Origin of the sequence: Nitrospira sp., from assembly GCA_035968315.1 — a bacterium.
GTDB lineage: Bacteria > Nitrospirota > Nitrospiria > Nitrospirales > Nitrospiraceae > Nitrospira_D.
In genome coordinates this window covers 144,722-168,878 of the sequence record JAVYIN010000008.1, presented here as the reverse complement: position 1 = coordinate 168,878, position 24,157 = coordinate 144,722, and the positions used below count along the sequence as shown (strand labels likewise).

The following is a 24,157-nucleotide window of genomic DNA, read 5'->3' as shown; positions in this document are numbered from 1 at the left end:
CACCGCGTTCCTGTATCCGAATCCGGACGACGTCGCCGCCTACTTCCAGGCGGCGCACCTGCCCACCTGGATGTTCGAGGGGATCGTCCTCCTGGCCACGATCCTGACGGTGGGCAGCTGGGGCTACCTCTACATGCGGGCTCATGGCCAGACGATGTGGGTCCCTGGATGGGTCAAGGGCCTGCGGTTTCGTCTGTATGTCGTCTTCATGAACCGGCTGTATATGGATGAGCTCTATCAGGCGCTGGGCAGAGGCGTGATGCGCGTCGTCCATAAAATCGACAAGCGCGATGTGAGGTGGTCGGAGTGATCACCCCGATGGCCGCCCCATGGCTCGTCGCGGCGGTGCCCATCCTGGGCGCCCTGCTGGGCTTCGCCGTCTGGTCCCGGCCGGAGAAGCTGAAGACCTGGTCGGTCAGCGTCACCCTGGTGAGTCTGCTGGCCGTGGCCGCGAGCTTCACTCAGTTGAGAGGATCGACGGAAGGGCTGCTCTTCGTCGTGCTCCTCCCGCTGGCCGCCTGCGTGTCGCTCCTGGGCCAGCCCGTTCATAAGGAACATCGGCTGGCCTGGATCATGACGCTGGTGTCGCTGGGCTTGGGCCTGGGCATTCTGACCAGCCCGTCCTCCATCGGCCAGATCGCGCTCCCGCTGCTCCTGGGTCTCATCACGTTCCTCCTGTACTGGCATCACGATCCGTTCTGGGGGCCCTCATGGCTGGGCATCGGCACCTACGGACTGGGGACGCTGTGCGCGGGGATCGCGGCCGTGACCGACTCGCCCCTGCCGTCGCTGCTGGCCTGCGCCATTCTGCTGCCGCTGTTCCCGCTCCACCATGGGTACGTGGCCGCGCTCACGCGGCTACCCGGCAGCCTGCCTCCGTTTACCGTGCTGCTGCTCCCCGCGATCGGGCTGCATCGGATTGCCACGATCGTCCAGAATTTCCCCGATGCCGCAGCCTCGGCCCTGATCGCGCTGGCCTTGGCGGGCGCCGTGTATGCCACCATCAAAGCGCTGGCCCAGTCGCGCGTGCGGCTGCTCCTGGCCTATGGCAGCCTGGCGTTCTTCTCCATCCTCTGGTGGTTTGTGGCGGCGGCGCGAACCGTCAGGCCGCAGGCCGCGGTCTTCCTGGGCAGCGTGGCGCTTGTCACGGGCGGACTGCTGCTCGCCTGGCAGGTGATCCGGACGCGCTACGGAGATGACGTGGACCCGCGGGCCATCAGCGGCCTGGCGGCACGGATGCCGCAGTTTGCCGTGTTGATTTCGCTCCTGGCCCTGGCGGCAATGGGGCTGCCGCCCTTCGGCGTCTTCGCCGGCTTCATGGGATTGCTCTTGACCACCTCCCTGACGCTCTCGGTCGCCCCGCTCGTCATCGCCCTCACGTGGCTGGCGGCCTCCTGGTATATCCTCGATCTGGTGCAACGGCTGCTCTTCGGCCGCAAGCGCCCCGATCTCCGCTATGAAGATGTGCAACGGTCCGAATTCGCCTCGCTGCTGCTGGTGGTGCTGATCATGGTCGCGCTGGGCCTCGCGCCGACCAATCTGTTCGGAGGCGCCGCGCAACCGGCGCGTGCCGGCGTCCTGGTGGAATCCAACGCATGGACCCGATAACCTCGTCCGCCGATATGGAAACCAGACGCATGGAGCTCCGGGGCGTGATCCGCCTCGCCAGCGAGGTCGTCGCCCAATATTGGCCGATGCGGACCTTCGTCCATCACAATCCACTCCACAGCCTCGAATATCTGCCGTTCGAAGAAACCGTCAGGCGCGGCAAACAATTCCTCGGGGGAGAGGGCTATCTCCCCAGCCAGCTCTATCGCCACTATCTCCGCTCCGGCCGGATTCAATCCCGCCATATCGACATGGCGGTGGCGCCCCTGGCCCGCCATGACTCCGTCACCATCGGCTTGCATCGCGTCTCCCATGGCGAAGTGCTCCGCGCCTGTCTGGCCGAAGGCCTCTGCACCCCGGTCGAGGAACCGCTGGATGCGCGATGGGAGCACGATCCCTATCACCAGCTCGATGTCTCGATCGCCGACCGGCTGGAGTCGGTGCTGCCCAACCCGGATGTGGAGGAGCGCGTGCGCAGCGTGGTCCAGGCCGACCAGGCCGCGCTCGGCCGGTGGCTCACGCTCTCGCACTGGTGCGATCAGGTGCTCGGCACCACCATCGTCGATCAGATCAACCGCGAGCTGATCAAGTGGTGCGAGGCCTTCCTGGACGAAGGGCACGCCACCTGGGCCATGCCGGGGCGGGAGCAGGGATTCTACCTGGCCTGGAAAGCCCTCGCCGCCCGCGAATGGTCGCCCCTCGGCATTCCCGACAGCAGAGGGAAGATCGCCCGCCTGCCCGACTATCCCGAAGATGCCTTGCTGGAAAGCCTGGATGCCCTCGGCATTCCGGCGGCGCTGCGGCAGGATTATCTCGCCTTGCAGCTCACGGCGCTCCCGGGCTGGTCCGGGTTCATTAAATGGCGCGCGGAAGAGCGCGACTACGAGTGGCAGCGGGCCTATCCCGTGGGGGTGGTGAAGTATCTCGCGATCCGCCTCTGGTATGTGCGCGAACTGGTGCAGCAGGCCTGCCGCGAAGAACTCGGCATCGACGGCACCTACGAGGCCGTGACCGGCTATCTGCGCCAGCGTTCCCAGGAATATTTTCTGCGCCGGGAACGGATCGCCGGCCGGCTCCCCGCCATCTATGCGGAGGAAGTCGACCGGCTGCGGCATCAGAAGAAAAACGGCTGGGAGGGATTGTTCCAGCGCTACCGGTCGGACGTCGTGCCGCGCCAGGTCCGTGTCGCCCGTCATGGCGCCGCCAAGCAGTTGCGCGCGCTCGCGCTGGCCCTCCAGCTCAATCCCGCCACGCTGCTGACCACGGCCCCGGCCGAGCTGATCCGCCTCGCCGACTGGATGAAGGCCTTCCCCGAATCGGACCATGGACCGGTCTGGCTCAAAGCCTTCGAAGCCGGGTACCAGGAGCGGCTCCTCGGCGCGCTCGCGCGCTCGCGGGTAGCCCACTCGGAGACCGGCGGCGAACCGGCCTCCACCCGGCCGCATTCCCAATCGGTCTTCTGCATCGATGTCCGCTCCGAACCGTTCCGGCGGCATCTCGAATCCAGCGGCGCGAACGAGACCTACGGGTTCGCCGGCTTCTTTGCCGCCTTCATCCGCTATCGCGCCTGGGGGCGGGACCACGACACGGAACAGTTCCCCGTCATCATGCGCGCCAAAAACGAGGTGCGCGAGATTCCCCGCAGCTATCTGGACCATGTCGTCCCGAAACATGAGGCCCGGACCAGAATGGTCCATGCCGGGCACACGCTGCTGCACGATTTGAAAGAAAACGTCGTGACGCCCTACGTCATGGTGGAATCGCTGGGCTGGTTCTACGGATTGCCCATCGTCGGGAAAACCCTCCTGCCCGCGCTCTACCGGCGCTGGACCGCCTGGCTGCGCCGCCTCTTCGTGCCGTCGATCGCCACGACGCTGACCGTGGACAAGCTGGCGCCGGCCGAGACCGCCGAGATGTTGGCGGCCGAGCAGCAGGCGACCGTGCGGCAGGCGTTGCAAGAACGGACCGGCCTGCGCAGCTCCCAGATCACCCCGGCCCTGGTCGAGGCCTTGCGGCAACGGGCGTTGAGCGGCGACGGGGAACCGGACGCAGCCCTCGTGTCCGCCGCCACCCACGCCGGGCTGACCACGGACGAGCTCAACCGCTTCGTGACGACCTTGCGGCAGCGCTACGAGATCAATCAACGGGCCACCTCCCGGCAAAAGGAACGGATCACCCGCACCGGCTTTACGATCGACGAACAGGTCCTGACGGTGGATACGGCCTTGCGGCTGATGGGCCTCACCCATCATTTCGCCCGCCTCGTCCTGATCTGCGCGCACGGCAGCACGTCGGAGAACAATCCGTTTGAATCCGCGCTGGACTGCGGCGCCTGCGGCGGCAACGAAGGCAAGCCCAACGCCCGGGTGCTCGCCATGATGGCCAACAATCCGAAAGTCCGTGAGCGCCTGGCGAAAACCGGCCTCGTGATTCCGTCCGACACCCACTTCCTGGCCGGCCAGGTCGATACCACCACCGACGACGTGCAGCTGTTCGACTTGGAGGATGTGCCGCCGACCCACCGCGCGGATATCGCCCGGCTGATGCAAGATCTCAAGGAAGCCTCCCGGCTTACGAGCCTGGAACGCTGCGCGCGCTTTCCCGATCTCAACGAACCGCTGCCGGCATCCGAATCGATCGCGCATGTCCGGCAGCGAAGCCTGGACTGGAGCCAGGTGCGGCCGGAGTGGGGCCTGTCGAGCAACACGTCCATCGTCATCGGCCGGCGGGACCTGACCAAGGGGATCGATCTGGGCGGGCGGGTCTTTTTGCAATCGTACGACTATCGCGAAGATCCGAGCGGCCGCCTCCTCGAAGTGCTGATGACCGGGCCCCAGGTCGTGGCCCAGTGGATCAACATGGAACACTATTTTTCCACGGTGGATAATGAGGTCTACGGCAGCGGGAGCAAGATCTACCATAACGTCGTCGGCCGCTTCGGCATCATGTCCGGCCCCTGGAGCGACCTCCGGCTCGGCCTCGCGCTGCAAACGGTCATGAACGGCGATGTGCCGTACCATGAGCCGATGCGGCTTCTGTCCGTGATCGAAGCGCCGCGCGAACGGATCGTCAAGCTGATCGCGCGCCATGAGGTGCTGAAGCAGTTCTATCATAACGAGTGGGTCCACCTGGTCGCGCTGGAACCGGAAGACGGCGTCTTCTATCGGTACCGCCCGACCGGCGAGTGGATCAAAGTCGATTGAGGATTCTGGTTGGAGTCTGGACATCTCTACGGAGGCCGTTACTAAGGAAGGAGCTGAACTGTGGGCGCATTAACACTGCATCCGATGAAGGAAATCCGGGTGATCGTGGCGGGGGAACATCGGGCCTTTGTGACGGAGCTGCTGGACCGGGTCAAAGCGACGGGGTACACCATCATCGGCAACGTGTCGGGCAAGGGGCACCACGGAGTGCGCGAAGCGCATTTCATGTTCAGCGAACAGGAAAGCCTGGAGATGATCATGACCGTCGTGCCGGAGGAAAAGGTCGAGCCGATCCTGGCGGGATTGCGGCCCCTGTTCGACCGCTATTCCGGAGTCATGTTCGTGACCGATGTTGCGGTCAGCCGGCAGGAGTATTTCGGCAAGACGGCAACCTAGCGTCGCGGGGCCTGGGGCGGGGCCCAGGCCCCGCTGCCACGCACTTGTCTTCCACGCCAAGACTTGTCTAAAATGGCCCCTCTTAACGGATCTTGCAGGATGTTCAAAAAAGCCGTCCAGCGAGGCCGCAACGAGCGAGAGGCCGAGGCGTACTGCTCAGTACGTTGAGGCGTTGAGCGATGCGAGAACAAAGCTGGCGGGTTTTTTCAACATCCTGCCTGGGAGAATGGCATGAAGGGCTTAAGGTTCGAACGGATTGGGCGGGAACGGTATTACAACGTCGTGTTTCACATCGGGAGCACCTACATCCCGGTGAGCGACGACACGGTCGAAGAACTCAAGACCCAAAGCCTGCTGCCGGCCGAACGTTTTCTCGATCTCCTCGTCGACCGCGTCGGCTATTCTTCCTATCTCAAAGACCAAATCCGCACCGAGCTGAAATCCACCGGCGACCCAGTCACGCAGATTACGGTCCTGCAAGGCGCGATCCGCGAACTGTAATCGGCCGCTGAAACTTCCCGACGGTCTCACCCGCCCAACCCCCGATGTGCCGAGACGCATCGTTCCCCGAGCTTCGTTCTCGTGCGCGGGCCTCCCTGCTGACGGAAATGAGCCGCCTGTCGATGCATCCCATACTCTTCTCGCTATCCAAACTCCTTGCCGGTTGCCGTTGCGAAATGTCGTGTCAGCTTCAATCTACAACGGTATGATGAGCCTACTGACACTGTGACCGTAAGTGAACCCGGGAGGCGATGATGAAACGCGTTCTGCTCTCGATGCTGATGCTTGTGGGGTTGGTGGGAATTTTCACCTCAGCCTCGGGCGGGCCGCTGCGAGACTGGATCGAGGAGCGGCGCGACAGTCGGCGCGCGGCCACGCCACCCAACGAGGCCTCCGAACTGGAGACCGACGATCGCTCCACGACCAATGTGCCACTCCCAGCGGGGGCACGGTTCGAGGGCGATCTTTCCTACGGCACCGATCCTCAGCAGCGTCTGGATGTGTATCTCCCCGCCCAAGCCAAGGGGGCGCCGATCCTCTTCATGGTCCACGGCGGCGCCTGGATGCTGGGCGACAAGGGAGCCTCGAATTTCGTGTCGAACAAAGTCGCGCACTGGTTGCCCAAGGGCTATCTCCTCGTCTCGACAAACTACCGCATGTCGAAGCATCCCAACCCGCTCGACCAGGCCGACGACATCGCCCATGCCCTGGCCTTCGTGCAGGCCAAGGCCCCCTCGTGGGGAGGCGATCCCACTAAGGTGGTGCTACTGGGGCATTCAGCCGGGGCCCATCTGGTATCCCTGCTGGCAGCGGACCCACGCATCGTCACAAAACAGGGCGGCACCCCAGGACTCGGAACGATCGTACTCGACAGCGCCGCCTACGACCTCGTCGAGATCATGCAGGGCAAGCACCATCGTATGTATGATCGGGCGTTCGGCAAGGACCGTGCGTTCTGGACTGACGGATCACCCTACCACCGTCTGACCACCGCACCGGCGCCGATGCTGCTGGTCTGCTCCACCCGCCGTGATGACGCCTGCCCGCAAGCCCAGCCATTTGCGTCGAAGGTGGTCAACTTAGGCGGGCGAGCCGTGGTGCTGCCGGTGGATATGAAGCACGGTGAGATCAACAAAGAACTGGGCCTCCCCAGCGACTACACCAATACCGTCGAAACGTTCATGCGCTCGCTAGGATTACCTTAATCGGCTACTGAAAACTTCCCTCCAGCTACGTTCTCATTCATTTGTCCACAAAATCTGCGTCCCCAAACCTTCGAGATTCCAGCCTGCCAAACTAGAAGTCCTGGGTTCATGAATCAGACGGTCAATGGCCATTTTGCGACCGTCGGTATCCGGCCAAGAGTGGAAGTTCGACGCCGAGATCGCACAGCCATAAAGCGGTCCTCAGCCCGGTCGCATTAACGTTCATCGTGAGCGGCCGGCCGCTCTGGGCCGGTCCGCTCGACGATGTTGTTAGCCAGCCTCATGTTTCGTCGACTAATTTCGGCGACTTGTCACTCGCTTCCTCGAGAAGTAGTCCAGGATGCTCAGCATGGAGTTGTGACATTAGTCCATAGTGAAAAGTCGGATAGATCGTAACCGATGCGGTTTGAATCAAGGAAGACAGATACTCTAGGAACATTAGGATCGCCACTGGTCCTTTCGCTGAGCCACCAGCGCCAGCGTAGAGGCAATGGCGCAACACGAAAATTGCGTCAACCTCACTGGCGTGAGCGCGGACCGTGTCCAGATCGCTCCACCCTTCAAACCCGATGCAAATAAACGGAACACCGCCCTTCTTTTCTTTCACTGCGTCAGCGGGTGAGTCAAGCGGAGTTACCGCACGGCCTGGGTATAGATTTTGGAGCAACGCCAACTTTTCTTCACGAGAATACTTGCGCTCGAGAACACTAAGCTCGCGGACGGATTTGCGCTTCGTCACTACTTCTTCCCATTGATTTGAAATATTTGACTTCACTTCTATTGCGGCAGCGACGCCCTCAGCGAGGTAAAGGCGAGGACCGCCGATGACTGCAGGAAAACTAAAGAGCGCGGGCGCTTCAACGATAATGTCTACCTGGCCCGAAACACGGTGGCGGACATCTGTGATATCCCCAGACCCAAATCGTACCGTTGGCGGGAAGACCTGGGCGAGAAAGCTTGAAACGAAAAGCTCGCGCTCGGCACCCCGGCTGGCGGTACTCATTGTTGAGCCGGCATCGAATAGGGCCATCAGAGCTTGCTGCAGGCTCATTAGGCGCTTAGCGATGAGCGGGTGACATCGATCTTCCGGGTTCGTCATGATGGATGCACAGCACCAGGCTGGCTAACAGTGTTTAGACGGATCCGCGTAAGAGCTGGATCAGACCATTTCTGTCCGTATGACACGCCACTACTGTTCGTGAAGAATACGTCATGCTCGTTGTTGTTTCAATGAGTTGCGATGGTGGGACCATTTATCACGGGTTCTTATGCGGATCGGCGTTAGCCCCCCTTCTGCTAGAGGTCGGTCATGAACTTCCGCTTTGGGTCGAGGACTGCCATCGGCCATGAGCGGTCACCGAAGCCCGAGAAAACCCGCATTTGAACTGATCGGGTACTTGCGGAATATACTCGTTCAGGTATAATCGGGGTATGGCTCCTACCGAAAGGCCTCTCGAATGGATAGGCAGTAGCTACAAAGATCTGATGGCATTACCCGCCGCCGTCAGGCGATTCTTCGGGTACGCTCTTTCGCTTGCTCAAGCCGGTGATCAACACGATGCGGCGAAGGTGCTCACGGGTTTTGGCAGCGCCGGAGTGCTTGAGGTTGTCGAATACGATAGGAGCGGCACCTATCGTGCTGTATATACCGTGAAGTTCGAAGAAGCGGTCTTTGTTCTGCATTGCTTCCAAAAAAAGAGTAAGCGTGGCATCGCAACGCCGAAAGAGGATAGAGCCATCATTCACGCCAGGCTCAAAGTGGCCGAGGCGCTTGCAAAGGATCTACGACATGAAAAAACGAGTCATTGATGGAGTCGAAGTGCAACGCAGTTCTGGCAATGTCTTCGCTGACTTGGGCCTGCCCGATGCCGACAAGCTCAAGATCAAGACAGGGTTGGTGATTGAGATCAGGAAGGCCATTCGCCAGCAAGGGCTGACCCAGCACGAAGCAGCAACGCGCATGGGGATCACCCAACCCAAGGTCTCTGGCATGATGCGTGGCGACTTCTCCAACCTATCCGAACGCAAACTGATGGATTGCCTGAATCGGCTCGGCTATGACATCGAAATCAAGGTAAAGCCCGCTTCCAAATCTGTCGGGCATTTGATGCTAGCAATCGCGTAACGACGCCTGCCCGCAAGCCCAGCCATTTGCATCGAAGGTGGGCGAGCCGTGGTGCTGCCGGTGGAGATGAAGCACGGAGAGATCAACAAAGAGCTGGGCCTCCCCAGCGACTACACCACCACTGTCGAAAGTTTCATGCACTCGCTCGGACTGCCCTAATCGGCTGCTGAAAATTCCCCCCGGTCTCGCTCTCGATGCAGTTGTTAGCTCCCATGTATGTTGGATTTGCCAAGATTACACTCTGAGCAAAGGGTCTGCAAATTTTCCAAAACCGTTGCTCCACATTTGCTCCACGGAACTATGTGGTCTATATGAAGTTCGACACCCTGAGATAGCGCTGGGCTTGCTCCGCAAGCGCAGCAAGTGAATCTGTCTCGCTGCAAGACATGCCACCGAAGTCGAAGTGATGGGTCGCGTCCTGTCTTTGTTTGGCTTCTGCCTTTTTCTGACACTGTTGGTGCTTCGGTGCCTCCAGCGTTTGCATACTCCACGAAAGCTCCTAAGGCCGCAGTCCATGAACCAAATCGTCTATTATAAGGAGTTTGCGAAACTTGTGACGGTGGCTTTGCAAGCTCACTCCGTCGTGGTTGTCGACCGTAGTGTTGCCAGAGCGTCAGAATATTCTCGAATAAACGATCATCGGAGAGATTGACTTCATTTGAGAGATGAAGACCGGCTTTGAGCAGCGCGTTGTTCCAAGTGCCAAAGCGTCTCGCAACAGTGGTATCTTCATATTGGCCATGTTCGCGGTATTTCGTCATGGATATGGTCGAAGAACCAAGCATTTCGCAAACCCGCCTCAAGTCATCGAGAAGCTCAGCATCACCAACTGGCTGCCCTGAAACACGGGTAAGTTTGAAATTCCCTGATGTCATTGCTCCCCCACACATCAAAAGGGTCCGCGATCTTTTCGTTCGACCGCGCGCATTGAGCGAGCACCGACCATGATGTAGAAATCCGATGGTTCCTGCGTGCGCGCTCGGCGAGCGAGGAACGAAGAGAGCGCGGGCCCTAATCCGGCACTTGGCCTTCTTGAAACAACTGATTCATGAGCGCGTTGCGCATTTCGGGATCACGGTAGTACTTCACCGCCTTGGAGTAGTTTTCCATCGCGCTCTGGCGCTTGCCGCGGATGGCGTAGAGTTCGGCGATGCCGTGGTAGGCGCGGGGATCTTCTTCGTTGCACTTCAGGGCGCGGCTGAACATTTCTTGCGCGTCCTGGAATTTCTGCTTCCTGAGCGCGAGCCAGCCCAGCGCCGAGTGCGCGGGTCCGAAATCGGGGTTGGCCTCCAGCGCCTCGCGATAGGATCGATCCGCCAGATCTAAGCGCCCGCGCGTTTCGTACAACCCGCCCAATGCGAAGTGGACTTCGGCGTCTTTCGGATTCAGCTTCAGCGCCGTCTTGTACGACTGCACGGCCGCTTCCATCTTGCCTTGCTCCGCGAGAGCGCAGGCGAGGTTGGCGTGGGCGACGTGATCCTCGGGGTTGAGCTTGATGACTTCGCGGTATTGCGGGATGGCCATTTCGAGGCGGCCCTGCTCCTGATAGGCCACGCCGAGGTTCGTGCGGGCCGGCGCGTAGCCGGGCGCGAGGCGGACGGCTTCGCGATATTCCTTGATCGCCATTTCCAGATGGTTGGCCCGCTCGTGGATCTGGGCGAGGAAGTAATGCGGATAGGCCGACTCGGGCGCCAGCCGCACGGCTTCTTTGTACGACTTCATGGATTGTTCCGACTCGCCGGACTGGGCGAGGAACAGGCCCATGACGAGATGGGCGTGGGCGTTCTCCTGCTGCTGGCCGACGAACCCTTCCACCCATGTTCTGACTTCCGCAATGTCGTCGGCTTCTTGCAGGCAGCGGGCATGGGTCTGCCAGGCGTCGGCGAACTGGCCGCGGATGAGGTAGACGACGTTGAACACGAAATGCGGGCGGGGATCTTTTTCGACCCCTGCCGGGAGATGGCGGGCCCAGGCGCGGGCTTCCGATTCGGCCAGGTCCCACTGTCCGTCGAGGAGGGCCGCTTCACATTGTGCTTGATGGTCAGACATAGGGCGAGCCGGTACTCAGTTATCTGGTGAGGGTGTCTTCGATGTCGGGCGATGTGGCTTGGATGCGGTCGCCCAGCGCGGGGTAGCGCGCCGCGAGTTTGTGTTTCATGAGCCAGGCGATGGTGCGATAGGACCAATGGCCTTTGACGCCGGAGCGCAGCTTGGCGATGTATTCGGCCTCGGCATAGTCCATCTTGAAGAGGCAGCGGACCTTGAAGCCAAAGGGCGTGGCGTAGAGCGAACCCTCGGCGCTGGTTTTCTTCAACTGCTCGATGTCGCTGCGCACGGCGTTCATGGCCTGCCGGTATTCCTGATCCAGCCCCGCCTGCACGAGCGGCGGCGGCACGTCATAGCCATGGAGAGTCGTGAAGTTCTGCTGGATCTGCTGGCAGCGCCGGTGCCGGTGCATATCGCGCCAGCCGCCGATGTCCATCAAAATGTCGAAGGTAAAGGCGTAGCCGCTGCGGAACTCCTTGATGAGTTCGTCGTAGGGGCCGCGCTTGCTCATGGCAACGTCGATGGTCTCCTGCTTCTGCTTCTGCGACCAGTTCCGCACCACGGCGAGGATACTGCGATAGGGCGCGTGGGAAACGCGATAGAGCAGCGTGGCCACGATCTCGTCCATGGGATCGTGCGGCTCGATCAGATCGACCGGTTCTTGCTCGCCCCAGTTCGCCGGTTGGTCCAGGCCCGTGCCCTTCAAGGCTTCTTTGGCATAGCGGGCGAGATCCTGATAGACGGAGACTTGATAGTCGTTCGGCTTGGCATGGCGCGCGAGCGTCGGCGCGAGCGGTTCGCTGAGCCCGGCGCCCTGGCCGCTGAGTTCGCCCCAGAGATTCACCGGCGCGCGCTGGCAGGCCTCTTTCAGATCCTCCCCGATGAGGCGCAGCTCGGGCATCTGTGAGGACAAGAGTCTGGTGATCTGCTTCTCCAGCGTGCGGATGCTCACGACCTGCCCGACGTTCGTCCGTGCGGCCAGCGGCAACAGATAGCGCGTGACGTCGAAGGCGCGGGCGGCGATGGTCCGCTGATAGTCCGCCGGTTTCATGGACTCGGGACGCGGCTCCCGTTCGGTGAGAAACTGGGTCAGCGGCTGGTGCAAGAGCTTGTAGACTTCTGAAAGGCTGCGCAGTATGCCTTCATAGGTGCCTTCGGTTTCCGATCCGCGCAGGGAATCCGGAATGTACCAGGAGCCGGAGGCGAAGTTTTGGTAGCGGCTGGATTTCGCCTGCCCGTCCCAGAGGGGTTCGTCTTCGAGGCGGATGGCCGCCAGTTCGGAGATGCCTTCAAAACAGATGATGACATGACCGAGGTCGGCGATCGACGCGTGGCCGTAGTCGAAATAGAACTGGTCCCAGAATTTTTCCGACGAGTGGCCGTGGACCCACCGGATGCTGCTCTCGATGGAATCGGGCGAGCGGCTGTAGCGCGCCAGGGCGTAGGCGGATTTCTCCGGCGGCATGGGGGCCAGGGCGATGACGCGACGGCTGGATTGATCCTGATTCATGCGTTGATCTAGGCCCCGGTTCATCGGGCTGTCTTGGACGACAGGCCCCGGTTCGGTGACGACATCCGCGAGGGCCGAACTATACCCCCCGTGTGGGCGAGGCGCAAGCTCCGATCCGTTGACTTGCCGCGGAATGCGCCGTTATAGTCCGTCCCCATTGGCGAGGGGCCAGAGGCACGAGGCAAGAGGAGATCTTGCCCCACGCTTCGCAACCTCTCACCTTGTGCGGAGCACAGCATGATGATCAAGGGCATCAAGGGCGTCAAAGATCTGCTTCCCGAGGAATCGCCGCGCTGGCGGTTCATCGAGGACAAGGCCCGGCATTGGGCCACGACCTTCGGGTTTCAGGAAATCCGCGTCCCGATTTTCGAAGTGACGACGCTGTTTGCCCGGAGTATCGGCGCCTCGACGGACATCGTCGAAAAAGAAATGTACACGTTCCAGGACCGGGACGGGACGTCGCTGACGCTCCGGCCGGAGGGCACGGCCGGCACGGTCCGGGCCTATATCGAACACAATCGCGCGGCGGATCCCCTGCCCCAGAAATATTTTTACTTTGGTCCGATGTTCCGCCATGAGCGGCCGCAAGCCGGCCGGCTGCGGCAGTTCCACCAATTCGGCGTGGAATCCTTCGGCATGGCCGACCCGCGCGCCGACGTCGAAACGATCGCGCTCCTCTGGCAACTCCTGTCGGATCTCACGCTTCCGGCCCTGACCCTGGAAATTAACAACCTGGGCTATACCAGCGACCGCGAGGCCTACCGGCCCACGCTGGTCGCCTACCTTCGGCCATTGGTGGATAAACTCTGCGTGAATTGCCAGCGGCGGATCGACACGAATCCCTTGCGGGTGTTGGACTGCAAGGTGCCGGACTGTAAGGCCGCCACGGAAGCGGCGCCGAAACTGGCCGAATCGATGTCGGACAAGGCCCGTACCTATTTTGACGCGGTGTTGAAAGGGCTCGACACCCTGGGCATCCCCTATCATCTCAATCATCGGCTGGTTCGCGGGCTGGATTACTATTGTCTGACGACGTTTGAGGTGACCACGACGAGCCTCGGCGCCCAAAACGCAGTTGGAGCTGGCGGACGGTATGACGGGCTCGTTGAAACGCTCGGTGGGCCTCCGACTCCGGCCGTCGGGTTCGCTGTCGGCATCGAACGAGTCACGATGATGCTCCCGGAGAGTCAGACTCCGCCACCGGCTGGAGATATGACCGTCTACGTGGCAGGATTCGGCGATCAGGGGGCTCCGATCGGTTTTACTGTGTTACAAGATCTTCGCCGGGCCGGTATCCGGGCCGTCGTCGATTTCCGATCCAATACTCTGAAAGCCCATCTTCGCCAGGCTGATCGTTTGAAGTGCCGTTATACCCTCATGATCGGCGATGATGAAGTGACGAAGGGATTGGCGCTTCTACGAAATATGGAGACGAAGGGGCAATCCGACGTCCCTCTGTCGGCTGTGGTCGCTTCAATCAAGCCGCTGATATTTCCCTCATAAGTGACTGTTTTTGCGGTTGACTTTCCTCTCGAAAGTTCGTACGCTCTCGCCTGTGTGTAATTTTCTAAGTGTTTGATTAATTTATATAAATATCTGTGGATTTCCTATGAGCAATCGGAAGCTTGGATTGCTGCTTTCTGTCCCGCCGACACATGCCAGTGTCGATACGGTTTATCACCTGTCTCAGGCTGCTCTCCGCCGGAATGATGAGGTATATCTGTACCTCATCGATGAAGGCGTAAAGAACATTCGCGATGCCCGTTATGAAGAATTGGCTGCTCGCGGCGTGAAGCTCTTTGCCTGTGCTTATGGATGCCAGCAACATCATGTCCCGACAGACGGCATATCGGACAAAATCTCTTTATGCGGGCTCGTCGTGCTTTCCGGCATCATCGATGCGTGCGATCAGTTTCTCGCATTCACCTAACTCTCGTTGAGACTTCCGTTATGGCAAAAAAAGTGGCTGTGGTGATTCGAGAAGACCCCCGACAGACTCATCGTCCGGTAGAAGCCTTGCGGATTGCCCTGGGTCTTGTAGCTGGGACCCATGAAACGACGGTCGTGTTGCTGCACGATGCCGTGCGCCTCTTATCCGAAGATCTTGATGATGTCGTGGATGCCGATATTCTGGAAAAATATCTTCCTTCTATTGAGCATCTCGAAATCCCCTTTATTCTTCAATCTGATACAGATCGATCACTGGTGCAATCACAGTTTTCTGCCCGATATGAGACTTCCGAGGCTATTCGAGCGTTTCTCGAATCTGTCGATCGCACACTGGTTTTTTAGCGGTTTGGGGGATTGGATATGACTTCAGCTCTTTATGTTGTGAGATGTCCCCTTCAGACTGTTGAACCGAGTTTGCTCTCGCAGAGCGATGTGTCTTCATCGGTGATTGGGGTTGAGAAGGCCTTGTCTTCTTCAACGCATTTTGCCGAAGTGCTCTGTGATAACCCTGGAGCCGAGCAGAGTTCCGGTCAGGCTCTAACGGCGGAGGACCTCTTGGAATTAGCCTATCGTCATCCAAAGGTTATCGTGCTCTGACTTCTTATGATCTCACCTAAGAGAGAAAGATAGTCGGAGCAGTCGGAGTAGTAGTAGGGGCTGGGTATAGTGTGAAGAGACACTATATTGTTGGAAAGTAAGTGGAATTTGTGAGCGGTCTTTGCGGATGACCTTGGGGATTTCCTCTGGAATCATGTGAAGGTCGCAAGGGATAACATGTGTATGAAAATGGAAGTGACCGGGTGCGGCTCGACAAGATCCGGAGGGACATGGTAATCAGCCACCTGTTTACCATCCTTGGAAGAGGGAATTCAGCACAAATTGTTTCGTTATCCACAGGTGTGTATAAACCTGTGTATAGGAAAATTATAGGGTTATGAGCGTCGACACGGTTTGGCAGGAAGCTCTCCATTACATCCAGGAAAAGGTCCCGAAGCAGGTCTATGACACCTGGTTCACCCCCGTTCATCTGGATCGGATCGAGAACTCGACTGCGCACATCGGCGTGCCGAATAAATTCTTCGGCGATTGGCTTGGCGACCATTATGGTCCTCTCCTGGCAGAAGCGGTCTCGACCGCACGCGGAGGCGGAGAGATGGCGGTGTCATTCTCCGTCATGCAAAGGGCTGCCAAGCCGGCAGATGCTCCGGCGGCTCCTCTCCAGCCAAAGAATCCGGCTCCGGCGAAACCGCGCCGGGGCATCCAGCTCAATCCGAAATATAAGTTTAAGAACTTTGTTGTCGGCGCCGGGAATCAGTTTGCCCATGCGGCTTGCATGGCCGTCGCGGAACAGCCTGGAAAAGCCTATAATCCGTTATTCATCTACGGGGGCGTCGGCCTCGGTAAAACGCACTTGCTCAACGCCATCGGCAATCATGTGGCTGAAGGGACGGACCTCCGTATTGCGTATCTGACGACGGAGCAGTTTACAAACGAAGTGATCAACTCGATCCGCTACGACAAGATGATGGACTTGCGGAAGCGCTACCGGCATATCGATATGCTGATGATCGACGACATCCAATTCTTGGCCGGCAAAGAGCGGACCCAGGAAGAGTTCTTTCACACGTTCAACGCCCTCTATGAAGGCCACAAGCAGATTGTGCTCTCCAGCGACCGGTTTCCGAAGGACATGCCGGATATCGAAGAGCGGCTGCGGTCCCGTTTCGAATGGGGGCTGATCGCCGATCTCCAGCCGCCGGACGTCGAAACCCGCATCGCCATCTTGCGCAAGAAATCCGAGGACGAAGGGGTCAAGCTGCCGGAAGACGTCATTCAGTTCCTCGCCACGACGATGAAAAGCAATATCCGCGAGCTGGAGGGCAGCCTGGTCCGTTTGGGCGCCTACGCCTCGCTGACGGGCCAGGTCATCAGCCTGGAGATGGCGAAGAACGTGCTGCGGGACCTCATCGGCGACAAGAAAAAGATCGTTGCCATGGAAGACATTCAGGAAGCGGTCTGCACCCAGTTCCATTTGAAGATGGCCGAATTGAAGTCCCGGCGGCGCAGCAAAACGCTGGTGCATCCCCGGCAGATCGCCATGTATCTCTGCCGCGAGCTGACCGATGCGTCCTATCCTGAAATCGGCCGCCATTTTGGCGGGAAGGACCACACGACCATCATCCATGCCTGCCGCCAGGTCGCGAAGGCGAAAGAGACCGACACGGCGCTGCAGGCCACGCTGGAGAATTTGAAGGAACAGATTCTGCGAGGCTGAGCATTCAGCGAGGGGAGAGGGACGATGAAAGTACGCATTGGGCGAGACGAATTGTTGACAGGCCTCCAGCGTGTGCAGGGGGTGGTGGAGAAGCGGAACACGATGCCGATTCTGTCCAACATCCTGCTCGAAGCGAAGCAGGACGGCGCCGAGATCGTGGCGACGGACCTGGAGATCGGCATGCGCGGGCTCTACAAGGCCACGGTGCTGCAGCCCGGCGGTGTGACGGTGTCGGCCAGGAAGCTGTACGAGATCATCAAGGAGCTGCCGGCCGGCGAGATCGAATTGACCTCGGGCGACAACAATTGGACGACGATTTCCGCCGGCAAGAGCCAGTTCAAGATCGTGGGCCTGCCCAGCGCCGAGTACCCGGCCCTGCCAACCATCGACCGTGAAGGGCTCATTCCCCTCTCCGGCACCGGGCTCCTGGAATTGATCCGGAAGACCCTCTTCGCCGCCGGCGACAACGATGCGCGCTATATCTTGAACGGGCTGCTCGTGACCCTGATCATCACCGACAAGAAGACGGCGCTCCGCCTCGTCGGCACGGACGGGCATCGCCTGGCGGTCGCGGAACAGGAAGTGGGCAAAGCCGGCAAAGGCAGCCCGCAGGAGATCAAGGCCATCATCCCCAAGAAGGCCGCGCAGGAAATCCGGCGCCTCCTGGAAGAAGGCGGCGGCGACGGGGAACCGCTGATCGGCTTTACGAAGAATTTGATGATCTTCCGCAAGAGCGGGCTCCTCATGACCTCGCGGCTGATGGAAGGGAATTATCCCAACTATCAGCAGGTCATTCCGAAGGACGGCGGCAAGAAGATCACGGTGAACCGGGCCGAGCTGGAAAGCGCCTTGCGCCGCGTGTCCGTCCTGTCGAAGGACAAGGCGAACGCCGTCAAGGTGTCGTTTGCGCCCGGCAGCATGACCCTGTTCTCCAGCAGTCCGGACTACGGAGAAGCCACCGAAGAATTGCCGGCGACCTATGAGGGGGAAGCGCTCAACACGGGATTCAATGCCCGCTATCTCCTGGACGTCTTCAGCGTTATGGATGGTGAAACGATTTCCCTGCAGATGGATACGCCGCTCAGCCCCTGCTTGATCCAGGAGTCCGAGAGTCCGGGGTTCAAGTGCGTTGTAATGCCCATTAAGATCTAGGAGACGGATGGCCACGAACGAGTCGATCAGCAAGCCCAAGTCCGACAGTTATAACGCCGACCAAATCAAAGTCCTCGAAGGCCTCGACGCCGTGCGGAAACGCCCGGCCATGTATATCGGCAGCACGGGCGTCGACGGATTGCACCACCTCGTGTACGAAGTGGTCGACAACAGCGTCGACGAGCACATGGCGGGGTTCGGCGAAACCATCGAGGTCACCATCCATATCGATGGCAGCGTCACGGTCATCGATAACGGCCGGGGCATTCCCACCGGCATGCATTCGACACAAAAGAAATCGGCGGCCGAAGTGGCGTTGACCGTCCTCCACGCCGGCGGCAAATTCGAGCAGGGCGCCTACACGGTGTCAGGCGGTCTGCACGGCGTCGGCATCTCGGTCGTCAACGCGCTCTCCGAATGGCTGGAACTCGAAATCTGGCAGGACGGCCAGGTGTTCGAGCAGCGGTACGAGCGCGGCAAACCCGGCGCGCCGCTGCAAGTGACCGGCAAGACGAAACGGCGCGGCACGAAGGTGACGTTCAAGCCGGATGGGCAGATCTTCGAGGTGCTGGAGTACAGCTTCGATATTCTGGCGCAACGGCTCCGCGAGCTGGCGTTCTTGAACAAGGGTCTCGAGATCCTCCTGAAGGACGAGCGCAAGGAAAAGGAGCAGACCTTCAAGTACAAGGGCGGCATCGTGTCCTTCGTCGAGCATCTCAACGAGGCGAAGACGCCGATTCACAAGCCGATCTATGTGAACGTCGAAAAGCCGGACATGATCCTGGAGCTGGCGCTGCAATACAACGACAGCTATGCGGAGAATCTGTTTTCGTTCGCCAACAACATCAATACGAAAGAAGGCGGCACGCACCTGGTCGGTTTCAAAGCGGCGCTCACCCGCACGATCAACAGTTACGCGAACGCCAACGATCTGCTGAAAAAAGAAACCGAATCGCTCAGCGGCGACGATGTGCGCGAAGGGTTGACGGCGGTCGTCAGCGTGAAGGTGCGCAATCCCCAGTTCGAAGGCCAAACCAAGGCCAAGCTGGGCAACAGCGAGGTGAAGGGCATCGTCGAAGCGGCGGTCAACGAGGCGCTCGGCACCTATTTCGAGGAGAATCCGCCTGTCGCCCGGAAGATCATCGGGAAAGCCATCGATGCCGCGCGCGCGCGCGAGGCGGCCCGGAAGGCGAAGGAGCTGATTCGCCGGAAGAGCGCGCTCGACGGGGGCTCGCTCCCCGGCAAGCTGGCCGACTGCGCGGAAAAAGATCCGGCGCTCAGCGAACTGTACATCGTCGAGGGAGATTCGGCCGGCGGCTCGGCCAAGCAGGGCCGCGACCGGAAATACCAGGCCATCCTTCCGCTCAAGGGCAAGATTCTCAACGTCGAGAAAGCCCGGTTCGACAAGATGCTGACGAGCGACGAAATCCGCACGCTCATCATGGCGCTCGGCACCGGCATCGGCCGCAAGCGGGAAGAGGGCGACAAGCCGGAGAAAGACGCCTTCGACATCGCCAAGGCGCGGTATCACAAGATCATCCTCATGACCGACGCCGATGTGGACGGCAGCCACATCCGGACGCTCTTGCTGACGTTCTTCTTCCGCCAGATGCCGGAGCTGCTCGAGCGCGGCTACATCTATATCGCGCAGCCTCCCCTCTTCAAAGTGAAGAAGGGCAAGACGGAGAAATATCTCAAGGACGAAGGGCTGCTCAACGAATACCTGGCGGATCTGGCGGTGGAAGACGTCGAAGTGTACGTCGAGGGCAGCCAGAGCTACGTGACGGGCCGCCGGCTCCTGCCGGTGCTGAAGAAACTGATCGCGTTTGAAACGTTCCTGCAGCGCCTCAATAAGAAACAGCATGAAGCGACGATTCTCCGGGCCTTCGTGGACGAGCCGGGTCTTGACCGCGAGCTGTTGAAGAACCGGGCCGCGCTGGCGCAGGTCGTCGCCAACGCCAAGCGGGTGCTGGAAGCCGTCTATCCCAAGTCCACGGCCAATCTGGAAATCGTCGAGGACGAAGAGCATCAGTCGAACAAAGTCGTGGTGCGCATCACCGGCAACGGGATGGTGCACACGCTGGACCTGACGCATGAATTGGTCGGCTCGGCGGACTTCCGGGAATTGCAGAAGCTGGCCCCCTCGACGATCGGGCTGGGCCGCGCGCCGTACAAGCTCAAGGCCAAGGGGCAGGAGCAGACGGTCTCGGGCACGTCGGAGCTGGTCAAGGCCATCATCGACATCGGGAAACAAGGGTTGGGCATCCAGCGCTATAAAGGGCTGGGAGAAATGAATCCCTCCCAGTTGTGGGAGACGACCATGGACCCCGAAACCAGGACGCTCCTCAAGGTGAAGCTGGAGGATATCCCCGGCGTGGATGAAATCTTCACGATCTTGATGGGTGACGAAGTCGAGCCGCGCCGCAACTTCATCCAAGAACATGCGCTCGAAGTGAGAAATTTGGACGTCTAAAAAATGGCGAGGGGTTAGTGGCACGAGGCTAGAGGTAAGGATATACCCTCTGGCCCCGCGCCCCGTGCCTCTCGCCTGCCAATGGAGCCAGAATGCCGCCTGATGAACGCTTAGGGTATATCGCCATTGAAGATGAGATGAAGTCGTCGTACCTGGATTACGCCATGAGCGTGATCGTGGGACGGGCGCTGCCGGACGTGCGCGACGGACTCAAGCCGGTGCATCGCCGCATCCTCTTCGGCATGAACGAAATGGGCCTGGCCCACAATCGGGCTTACCGCAAGTCGGCCAAGATCGTCGGCGAAATCATGGGTAATTACCATCCCCATGGCGACTCGGCCATCTACGATACCCTTGTGCGCATGGCGCAGGATTTCAACATGCGCTATCCCCTGGTGGACGGCCAGGGCAACTACGGCTCGATGGACGGCGATTCCGCGGCGGCGATGCGCTACACGGAAGCGCGCATGACCAAGCTGGCGGAAGATCTGCTGGCGGACATCGACAAGGAAACGGTCGACTTCGGCCCCAACTATGACGAATCGCTCCAGGAACCGCTGGTCCTTCCGACCCGCGTGCCGAATCTGCTGATCAACGGCGCGGGCGGCATCGCCGTCGGTTACGCGACCAATATTCCCACGCATAACATCGGCGAGGTGATCGACGGGCTGCTCCTCTTGCTGGAGAACCCCGAGGTGACCGTCGCCCAGCTCATGAAGAAAATTCCCGGCCCGGATTTTCCCACCGCGGGATTTATCTATGGCATGAGCGGCATCAAGGACGCGTACGAAACGGGCCGCGGCCTCCTGAAGGTGCGGGCGAAGGTCAATGTCGAGACGGACGAACGGACCGACCGCGAACGGCTGATCGTCACCGAAATCCCCTATCAGGTGAACAAGGCCAGGCTGATCGAGAAGATCGCCGAGCTGGTGCAAGACGAACGGATCAAGGGCATCGCCGACCTGCGCGACGAATCCTCCGATCGCGAAGGGGTGCGGGTGGTCATCGAGTTGAAGCGCGGCGAGATCCCGCTCATCGTCTTGAACAATCTGTACAAGCACACGCAGCTGGAAACGACCTTCGGCGTCATCATGCTCGCGCTGGTGAACAACCGGCCGGAAGTGCTGAATCTGAAGCAGATCCTGCATCACTTCATCGAGCACCGGCGGGAAGTCATCGTCCGCCGGACCGCCTATGAGTTGCGCAAGGCCGAGGAGCGGGCCCATATCCTCGAAGGCCTCAAGATCGCCCTCGACAATCTGGATGCCGTCATCGCCCTCATCCGCCGTTCGCAATCGCCGGACGAAGCGCGGGCGGGGCTCATGAGCCAGTTCGGATTGAGCGACATCCAGGCGGGCGCGATTCTGGAGATGCGCCTGCAGCGGCTCACCCAGCTCGAGCGCCAGAAGCTGGTGGAGGAATATCAGGACGTCCTCAAGCAGATCGAGTACCTCAAGTCCGTGCTGGCCAGTGAAGCCTTGGTCCGCAAGATTATCCAGGACGAGCTGGCCGAAGTCCGGGAGGCCTACAAGGACGCACGCCGCACGCAGATCGTGAAAGAGGAAGCGGAGTTCACCCTGGAGGATCTCATCGCGGAAGAAGAAGTCGTCGTCACGATTTCCCATACCGGATACATCAAGCGGAATGCCGTCTCCCTCTATCGCGCCCAACGGCGCGGCGGGAAGGGCAAGATCGGGATGGGCATCAAGGACGAGGACTTCGTGGAAACGCTGTTTACCGCCTCGACGCACGACTCGCTCCTGTTCTTCACCGATGCGGGGAAAGTGTTCTGGCTGAAGGTGCACGAGATTCCGGAAGCCAGCCGGGGCGCGAAGGGGAAGGCCCTCGTGAACCTGCTCGCCCTGTCGAAGGACGAGAAGGTCACGGCGACCATGCCGGTGAAGGAATACCGCGACGACCGGTATGTCGTGATGGCGACGAAACAGGGCGTGATCAAGAAAACGGAACTGTCGGCCTACAGCAACCCGCGCCAGGGCGGCATCATCGCGCTGTCGCTGGATCCCGGCGACAAGCTCATCGCGGTGCACGTGACGGACGGCCAGCGGGAAATTCTGTTGGGGACGAAACAAGGCATCACGATTCGATTCAAAGAAGAAGATGCGCGGCCCATGGGCCGGACCGCCCACGGCGTCCGCGGCATTACGCTGGAAGAAGGTGACGAAGTGATCGGCATGGAAACCATCACGCCCGATTCGACCACGGCGATTCTGACGGTGACGGAAGGCGGCTATGGCAAACGCACGCCGGTGAATGATTACCGTGTCCAGGGCCGCGGCGGCAAAGGGATCATCAGCGTCAAGACGACCGAGCGGAATGGGCTGGCGGTCGGATTCCTCCAGGTCCGTGAGGGCGACGAGATCATGCTGATGGCCGCGAAAGGCAAGTTGCTCCGCTGCAAAGTCGATGACATTCGCGAAGTCGGCCGGAACACCCAGGGCGTCCGCGTGCTCGATCTCGACGGCGAGGACGATCGGGTGATCGGCGTGGCCCGGCTGGCGGAAGTCGTGGGTGAACGAGAAGATCCGGCTGCGGAGGAGACGCCCGGCGCCTGATCCGGCTGGTCACGCGGTCCACCGCGCCGGGCGGCGCAGGGTCTTCCATGCACGAACAAGCCTCCGTCCCAACGCCCTCCTCCGGTCCGGCGCCCAAGAAGCCGCTGGACACGGTCGTCAAATTGGCGATCAGTGTCTTTGTGGGTTCCTTTGCGCTCATCTGGGGAGGGATGTACCTCAGCCGTCCCGACCGGTCGATTCCCCCCTACAGCGTCGGCTCGCAAAACGGCCATCTGGTCGCCACGCATGTGCCTCCCGCGACGACGGATCAGCAGATCGAGACCTTGCTGAACCGGTTTCGCAAGGTTGGCCACCAGACGCACGATTTTGGAAGCATGAAGGTCCGGCCCACGACGCCGGACGATCCGGGCGGACGGTATCGGCGAATCCTGATCTATGTGTTCAATGACGACGGCTGGACGGACCCCGAGGTGCTGGCCAAATATGTGGCCGGGGACGCGGCGGTCGTGTCAGAGTTCGAGAAGTCCGTCCGCGGATACTATTGGCTGCAGGAGCAGGACGAAGAAGGCGGGCTCGGCCCTCTGCCCAAGCCAGGAGCGCTGTCCGGCGCGACGCGTGTGCTGTTCAAGGGACGCGTGACGGATCCCCTTCCGGTGGAGACGGAGTCCGAGCGGGATACGTCGATATCACCTCTGTAAAGCGCTTGCGGATATCAGGGTCTTGGATCACGGCCGTGTGAGACGCGGCTTCAGCTGGTGAGATGTCGGGAACGGGCGCCGGGTTGCTCGTGGCAGCCGGTTCGGCAGAGGAGGCTGCGGCCGGCGCGGGGATCTCGCCCAGGCGCAGGATGATCTCGGTGACCAGTTCCGTACCGGCCGCCTCGTTCAATTTGGCCAGCAGGGTGGGTTTCAAGAAGGTGAGTTGCTGAAGCCAGACTGAATTCGGCACGATCAGGTAGAGCTTTTTTGCGCGCAGCTGGGCGGGCCAGGTGTGCGAGGCGATCGGCTCTCCGACGATCTCGCGCCAGTGCTGTTGCAGGCGCAGCTCCACCAAGTGGGACTCCAGGCCCAGCCGTTTGGCAAGGCCTGAGAGGATGGATCCCAGCGAATCGAACGGACTGTAGCGAGGCATGAGGCATCTTAGGCCGTAGCCAAGAAACGGGTCAAGGCGGCGGGCAGG

20 protein-coding genes are annotated in these 24,157 nt (G+C 60.4%); 16 read left to right on the top strand and 4 right to left on the bottom strand.

What is annotated here, in order from left to right; genetic code table 11:
* From RI101_13290 to RI101_13265, 6 genes are all read left to right on the top strand, one after another.
* Positions 1 to 310, top strand: a 310-nt coding sequence (locus RI101_13290; protein MEC4891022.1) for an NADH-quinone oxidoreductase subunit L, incomplete at its 5' end; no start/stop codon positions are given.
* Between the two features lie 8 nt (positions 311 to 318).
* On the top strand, positions 319 to 1,608 hold the full coding sequence (locus tag RI101_13285; GenBank protein MEC4891021.1) for a proton-conducting transporter membrane subunit: 1,290 nt from the start codon (positions 319 to 321) through the stop codon (positions 1,606 to 1,608).
* Positions 1,596 to 4,811, top strand: a complete 3,216-nt coding sequence (locus RI101_13280; protein MEC4891020.1) for a DUF2309 domain-containing protein — start codon at positions 1,596 to 1,598, stop codon at positions 4,809 to 4,811. Before RI101_13285 ends, RI101_13280 begins: the two co-directional genes overlap by 13 nt.
* A 60-nt stretch (positions 4,812 to 4,871) precedes the next feature.
* Entirely contained in the window at positions 4,872 to 5,207 is a 336-nt protein-coding gene (locus RI101_13275; protein ID MEC4891019.1) for a P-II family nitrogen regulator, read from the top strand.
* Between the two features lie 231 nt (positions 5,208 to 5,438).
* Positions 5,439 to 5,708: a hypothetical protein gene (locus tag RI101_13270; protein ID MEC4891018.1), complete on the top strand. Its 270-nt coding sequence runs from the start codon at positions 5,439 to 5,441 to the stop codon at positions 5,706 to 5,708.
* Between the two features lie 251 nt (positions 5,709 to 5,959).
* Positions 5,960 to 6,913 (top strand): alpha/beta hydrolase, encoded by a 954-nt coding sequence (locus RI101_13265; protein ID MEC4891017.1) that lies wholly within the window; start codon positions 5,960 to 5,962, stop codon positions 6,911 to 6,913.
* 280 nt (positions 6,914 to 7,193) lie between these two features.
* Here RI101_13265 and RI101_13260 read toward each other — a convergent pair whose 3' ends face one another.
* Positions 7,194 to 8,012, bottom strand: a complete 819-nt coding sequence (locus tag RI101_13260; protein MEC4891016.1) for a hypothetical protein — start codon at positions 8,010 to 8,012, stop codon at positions 7,194 to 7,196.
* 386 nt (positions 8,013 to 8,398) lie between these two features.
* Here RI101_13260 and RI101_13255 point away from each other — a divergent pair, with 386 nt between their 5' ends.
* Both RI101_13255 and RI101_13250 read left to right on the top strand, forming a co-directional pair.
* A complete protein-coding gene (locus tag RI101_13255; GenBank protein MEC4891015.1) occupies positions 8,399 to 8,722 on the top strand; it encodes a type II toxin-antitoxin system RelE/ParE family toxin in 324 nt (107 codons plus the stop codon).
* Positions 8,703 to 9,038, top strand: a complete 336-nt coding sequence (locus tag RI101_13250) for a helix-turn-helix transcriptional regulator (GenBank protein ID MEC4891014.1) — start codon at positions 8,703 to 8,705, stop codon at positions 9,036 to 9,038. The genes RI101_13255 and RI101_13250 overlap by 20 nt, the downstream gene beginning before the upstream one ends.
* A gap of 1,011 nt (positions 9,039 to 10,049) precedes the next feature.
* Here RI101_13250 and RI101_13245 read toward each other — a convergent pair.
* Together RI101_13245 and RI101_13240 are read right to left on the bottom strand one after the other, a co-directional pair.
* The gene (locus tag RI101_13245) at positions 10,050 to 11,087 is read right to left on the bottom strand and encodes a tetratricopeptide repeat protein (GenBank protein ID MEC4891013.1); all 1,038 of its coding nucleotides are present in this window, start codon (positions 11,085 to 11,087) and stop codon (positions 10,050 to 10,052) included.
* A 19-nt stretch (positions 11,088 to 11,106) separates the two neighbouring features.
* Complete coding sequence (locus RI101_13240) at positions 11,107 to 12,594, bottom strand: FAD-dependent thymidylate synthase (protein MEC4891012.1); 1,488 nt, start codon at positions 12,592 to 12,594, stop codon at positions 11,107 to 11,109.
* 237 nt (positions 12,595 to 12,831) lie between these two features.
* On the opposite strand from RI101_13240, the gene hisS reads away from it, so the two are divergent.
* The 8 genes from hisS (at position 12,832) to RI101_13200 (ending at position 23,676) form a co-directional block, all read left to right on the top strand.
* A complete protein-coding gene (gene hisS / locus RI101_13235) occupies positions 12,832 to 14,097 on the top strand; it encodes a histidine--tRNA ligase (protein MEC4891011.1) in 1,266 nt (421 codons plus the stop codon).
* A 106-nt stretch (positions 14,098 to 14,203) separates the two neighbouring features.
* Positions 14,204 to 14,524: a DsrE family protein gene (locus RI101_13230; GenBank protein MEC4891010.1), complete on the top strand. Its 321-nt coding sequence runs from the start codon at positions 14,204 to 14,206 to the stop codon at positions 14,522 to 14,524.
* A 20-nt stretch (positions 14,525 to 14,544) separates the two neighbouring features.
* Positions 14,545 to 14,886: a DsrE family protein gene (locus RI101_13225; protein MEC4891009.1), complete on the top strand. Its 342-nt coding sequence runs from the start codon at positions 14,545 to 14,547 to the stop codon at positions 14,884 to 14,886.
* A 592-nt stretch (positions 14,887 to 15,478) separates the two neighbouring features.
* Positions 15,479 to 16,819 carry a chromosomal replication initiator protein DnaA gene (gene dnaA / locus RI101_13220; protein MEC4891008.1) on the top strand — a complete coding sequence of 447 codons (1,341 nt, stop codon included), beginning with the start codon at positions 15,479 to 15,481 and terminating at the stop codon, positions 16,817 to 16,819.
* A gap of 24 nt (positions 16,820 to 16,843) precedes the next feature.
* Positions 16,844 to 17,971, top strand: a complete 1,128-nt coding sequence (dnaN, locus tag RI101_13215) for a DNA polymerase III subunit beta (GenBank protein ID MEC4891007.1) — start codon at positions 16,844 to 16,846, stop codon at positions 17,969 to 17,971.
* A gap of 7 nt (positions 17,972 to 17,978) precedes the next feature.
* Positions 17,979 to 20,444, top strand: a complete 2,466-nt coding sequence (gyrB, locus tag RI101_13210) for a DNA topoisomerase (ATP-hydrolyzing) subunit B (GenBank protein MEC4891006.1) — start codon at positions 17,979 to 17,981, stop codon at positions 20,442 to 20,444.
* A gap of 92 nt (positions 20,445 to 20,536) precedes the next feature.
* The gene (gene gyrA / locus RI101_13205) at positions 20,537 to 23,017 is read left to right on the top strand and encodes a DNA gyrase subunit A (protein ID MEC4891005.1); all 2,481 of its coding nucleotides are present in this window, start codon (positions 20,537 to 20,539) and stop codon (positions 23,015 to 23,017) included.
* A 47-nt stretch (positions 23,018 to 23,064) separates the two neighbouring features.
* Positions 23,065 to 23,676, top strand: a complete 612-nt coding sequence (locus RI101_13200; protein ID MEC4891004.1) for a hypothetical protein — start codon at positions 23,065 to 23,067, stop codon at positions 23,674 to 23,676.
* On the opposite strand, the gene RI101_13195 is transcribed toward RI101_13200, so the two are convergent.
* Positions 23,603 to 24,109 carry a DUF721 domain-containing protein gene (locus tag RI101_13195; GenBank protein ID MEC4891003.1) on the bottom strand — a complete coding sequence of 169 codons (507 nt, stop codon included), beginning with the start codon at positions 24,107 to 24,109 and terminating at the stop codon, positions 23,603 to 23,605. The genes RI101_13200 and RI101_13195 overlap by 74 nt on opposite strands.
* Positions 24,110 to 24,157: the final 48 nt, after the last annotated feature.

What these genes read in the sequence shown, in the direction of transcription:
- RI101_13285 (MEC4891021.1), top strand. Translation starts at nt 319, where the DNA reads ATGGCCGCCCCATGGCTCGTCGCGGCGGTGCCCATCCTGGGCGCCCTG.
- RI101_13280 (MEC4891020.1), top strand. Translation starts at nt 1,596, where the DNA reads ATGGACCCGATAACCTCGTCCGCCGATATGGAAACCAGACGCATGGAG.
- RI101_13270 (MEC4891018.1), top strand. Translation starts at nt 5,439, where the DNA reads ATGAAGGGCTTAAGGTTCGAACGGATTGGGCGGGAACGGTATTACAAC.
- RI101_13265 (MEC4891017.1), top strand. Translation starts at nt 5,960, where the DNA reads ATGATGAAACGCGTTCTGCTCTCGATGCTGATGCTTGTGGGGTTGGTG.
- RI101_13260 (MEC4891016.1), bottom strand. Translation starts at nt 8,012, where the DNA reads ATGACGAACCCGGAAGATCGATGTCACCCGCTCATCGCTAAGCGCCTA.
- RI101_13255 (MEC4891015.1), top strand. Translation starts at nt 8,399, where the DNA reads ATGGCATTACCCGCCGCCGTCAGGCGATTCTTCGGGTACGCTCTTTCG.
- RI101_13250 (MEC4891014.1), top strand. Translation starts at nt 8,703, where the DNA reads ATGAAAAAACGAGTCATTGATGGAGTCGAAGTGCAACGCAGTTCTGGC.
- RI101_13245 (MEC4891013.1), bottom strand. Translation starts at nt 11,087, where the DNA reads ATGTCTGACCATCAAGCACAATGTGAAGCGGCCCTCCTCGACGGACAG.
- RI101_13240 (MEC4891012.1), bottom strand. Translation starts at nt 12,594, where the DNA reads ATGAATCAGGATCAATCCAGCCGTCGCGTCATCGCCCTGGCCCCCATG.
- hisS (MEC4891011.1), top strand. Translation starts at nt 12,832, where the DNA reads ATGATGATCAAGGGCATCAAGGGCGTCAAAGATCTGCTTCCCGAGGAA.
- RI101_13230 (MEC4891010.1), top strand. Translation starts at nt 14,204, where the DNA reads ATGAGCAATCGGAAGCTTGGATTGCTGCTTTCTGTCCCGCCGACACAT.
- RI101_13225 (MEC4891009.1), top strand. Translation starts at nt 14,545, where the DNA reads ATGGCAAAAAAAGTGGCTGTGGTGATTCGAGAAGACCCCCGACAGACT.
- dnaA (MEC4891008.1), top strand. Translation starts at nt 15,479, where the DNA reads ATGAGCGTCGACACGGTTTGGCAGGAAGCTCTCCATTACATCCAGGAA.
- dnaN (MEC4891007.1), top strand. Translation starts at nt 16,844, where the DNA reads ATGAAAGTACGCATTGGGCGAGACGAATTGTTGACAGGCCTCCAGCGT.
- gyrB (MEC4891006.1), top strand. Translation starts at nt 17,979, where the DNA reads ATGGCCACGAACGAGTCGATCAGCAAGCCCAAGTCCGACAGTTATAAC.
- gyrA (MEC4891005.1), top strand. Translation starts at nt 20,537, where the DNA reads ATGCCGCCTGATGAACGCTTAGGGTATATCGCCATTGAAGATGAGATG.
- RI101_13200 (MEC4891004.1), top strand. Translation starts at nt 23,065, where the DNA reads ATGCACGAACAAGCCTCCGTCCCAACGCCCTCCTCCGGTCCGGCGCCC.
- RI101_13195 (MEC4891003.1), bottom strand. Translation starts at nt 24,109, where the DNA reads ATGCCTCGCTACAGTCCGTTCGATTCGCTGGGATCCATCCTCTCAGGC.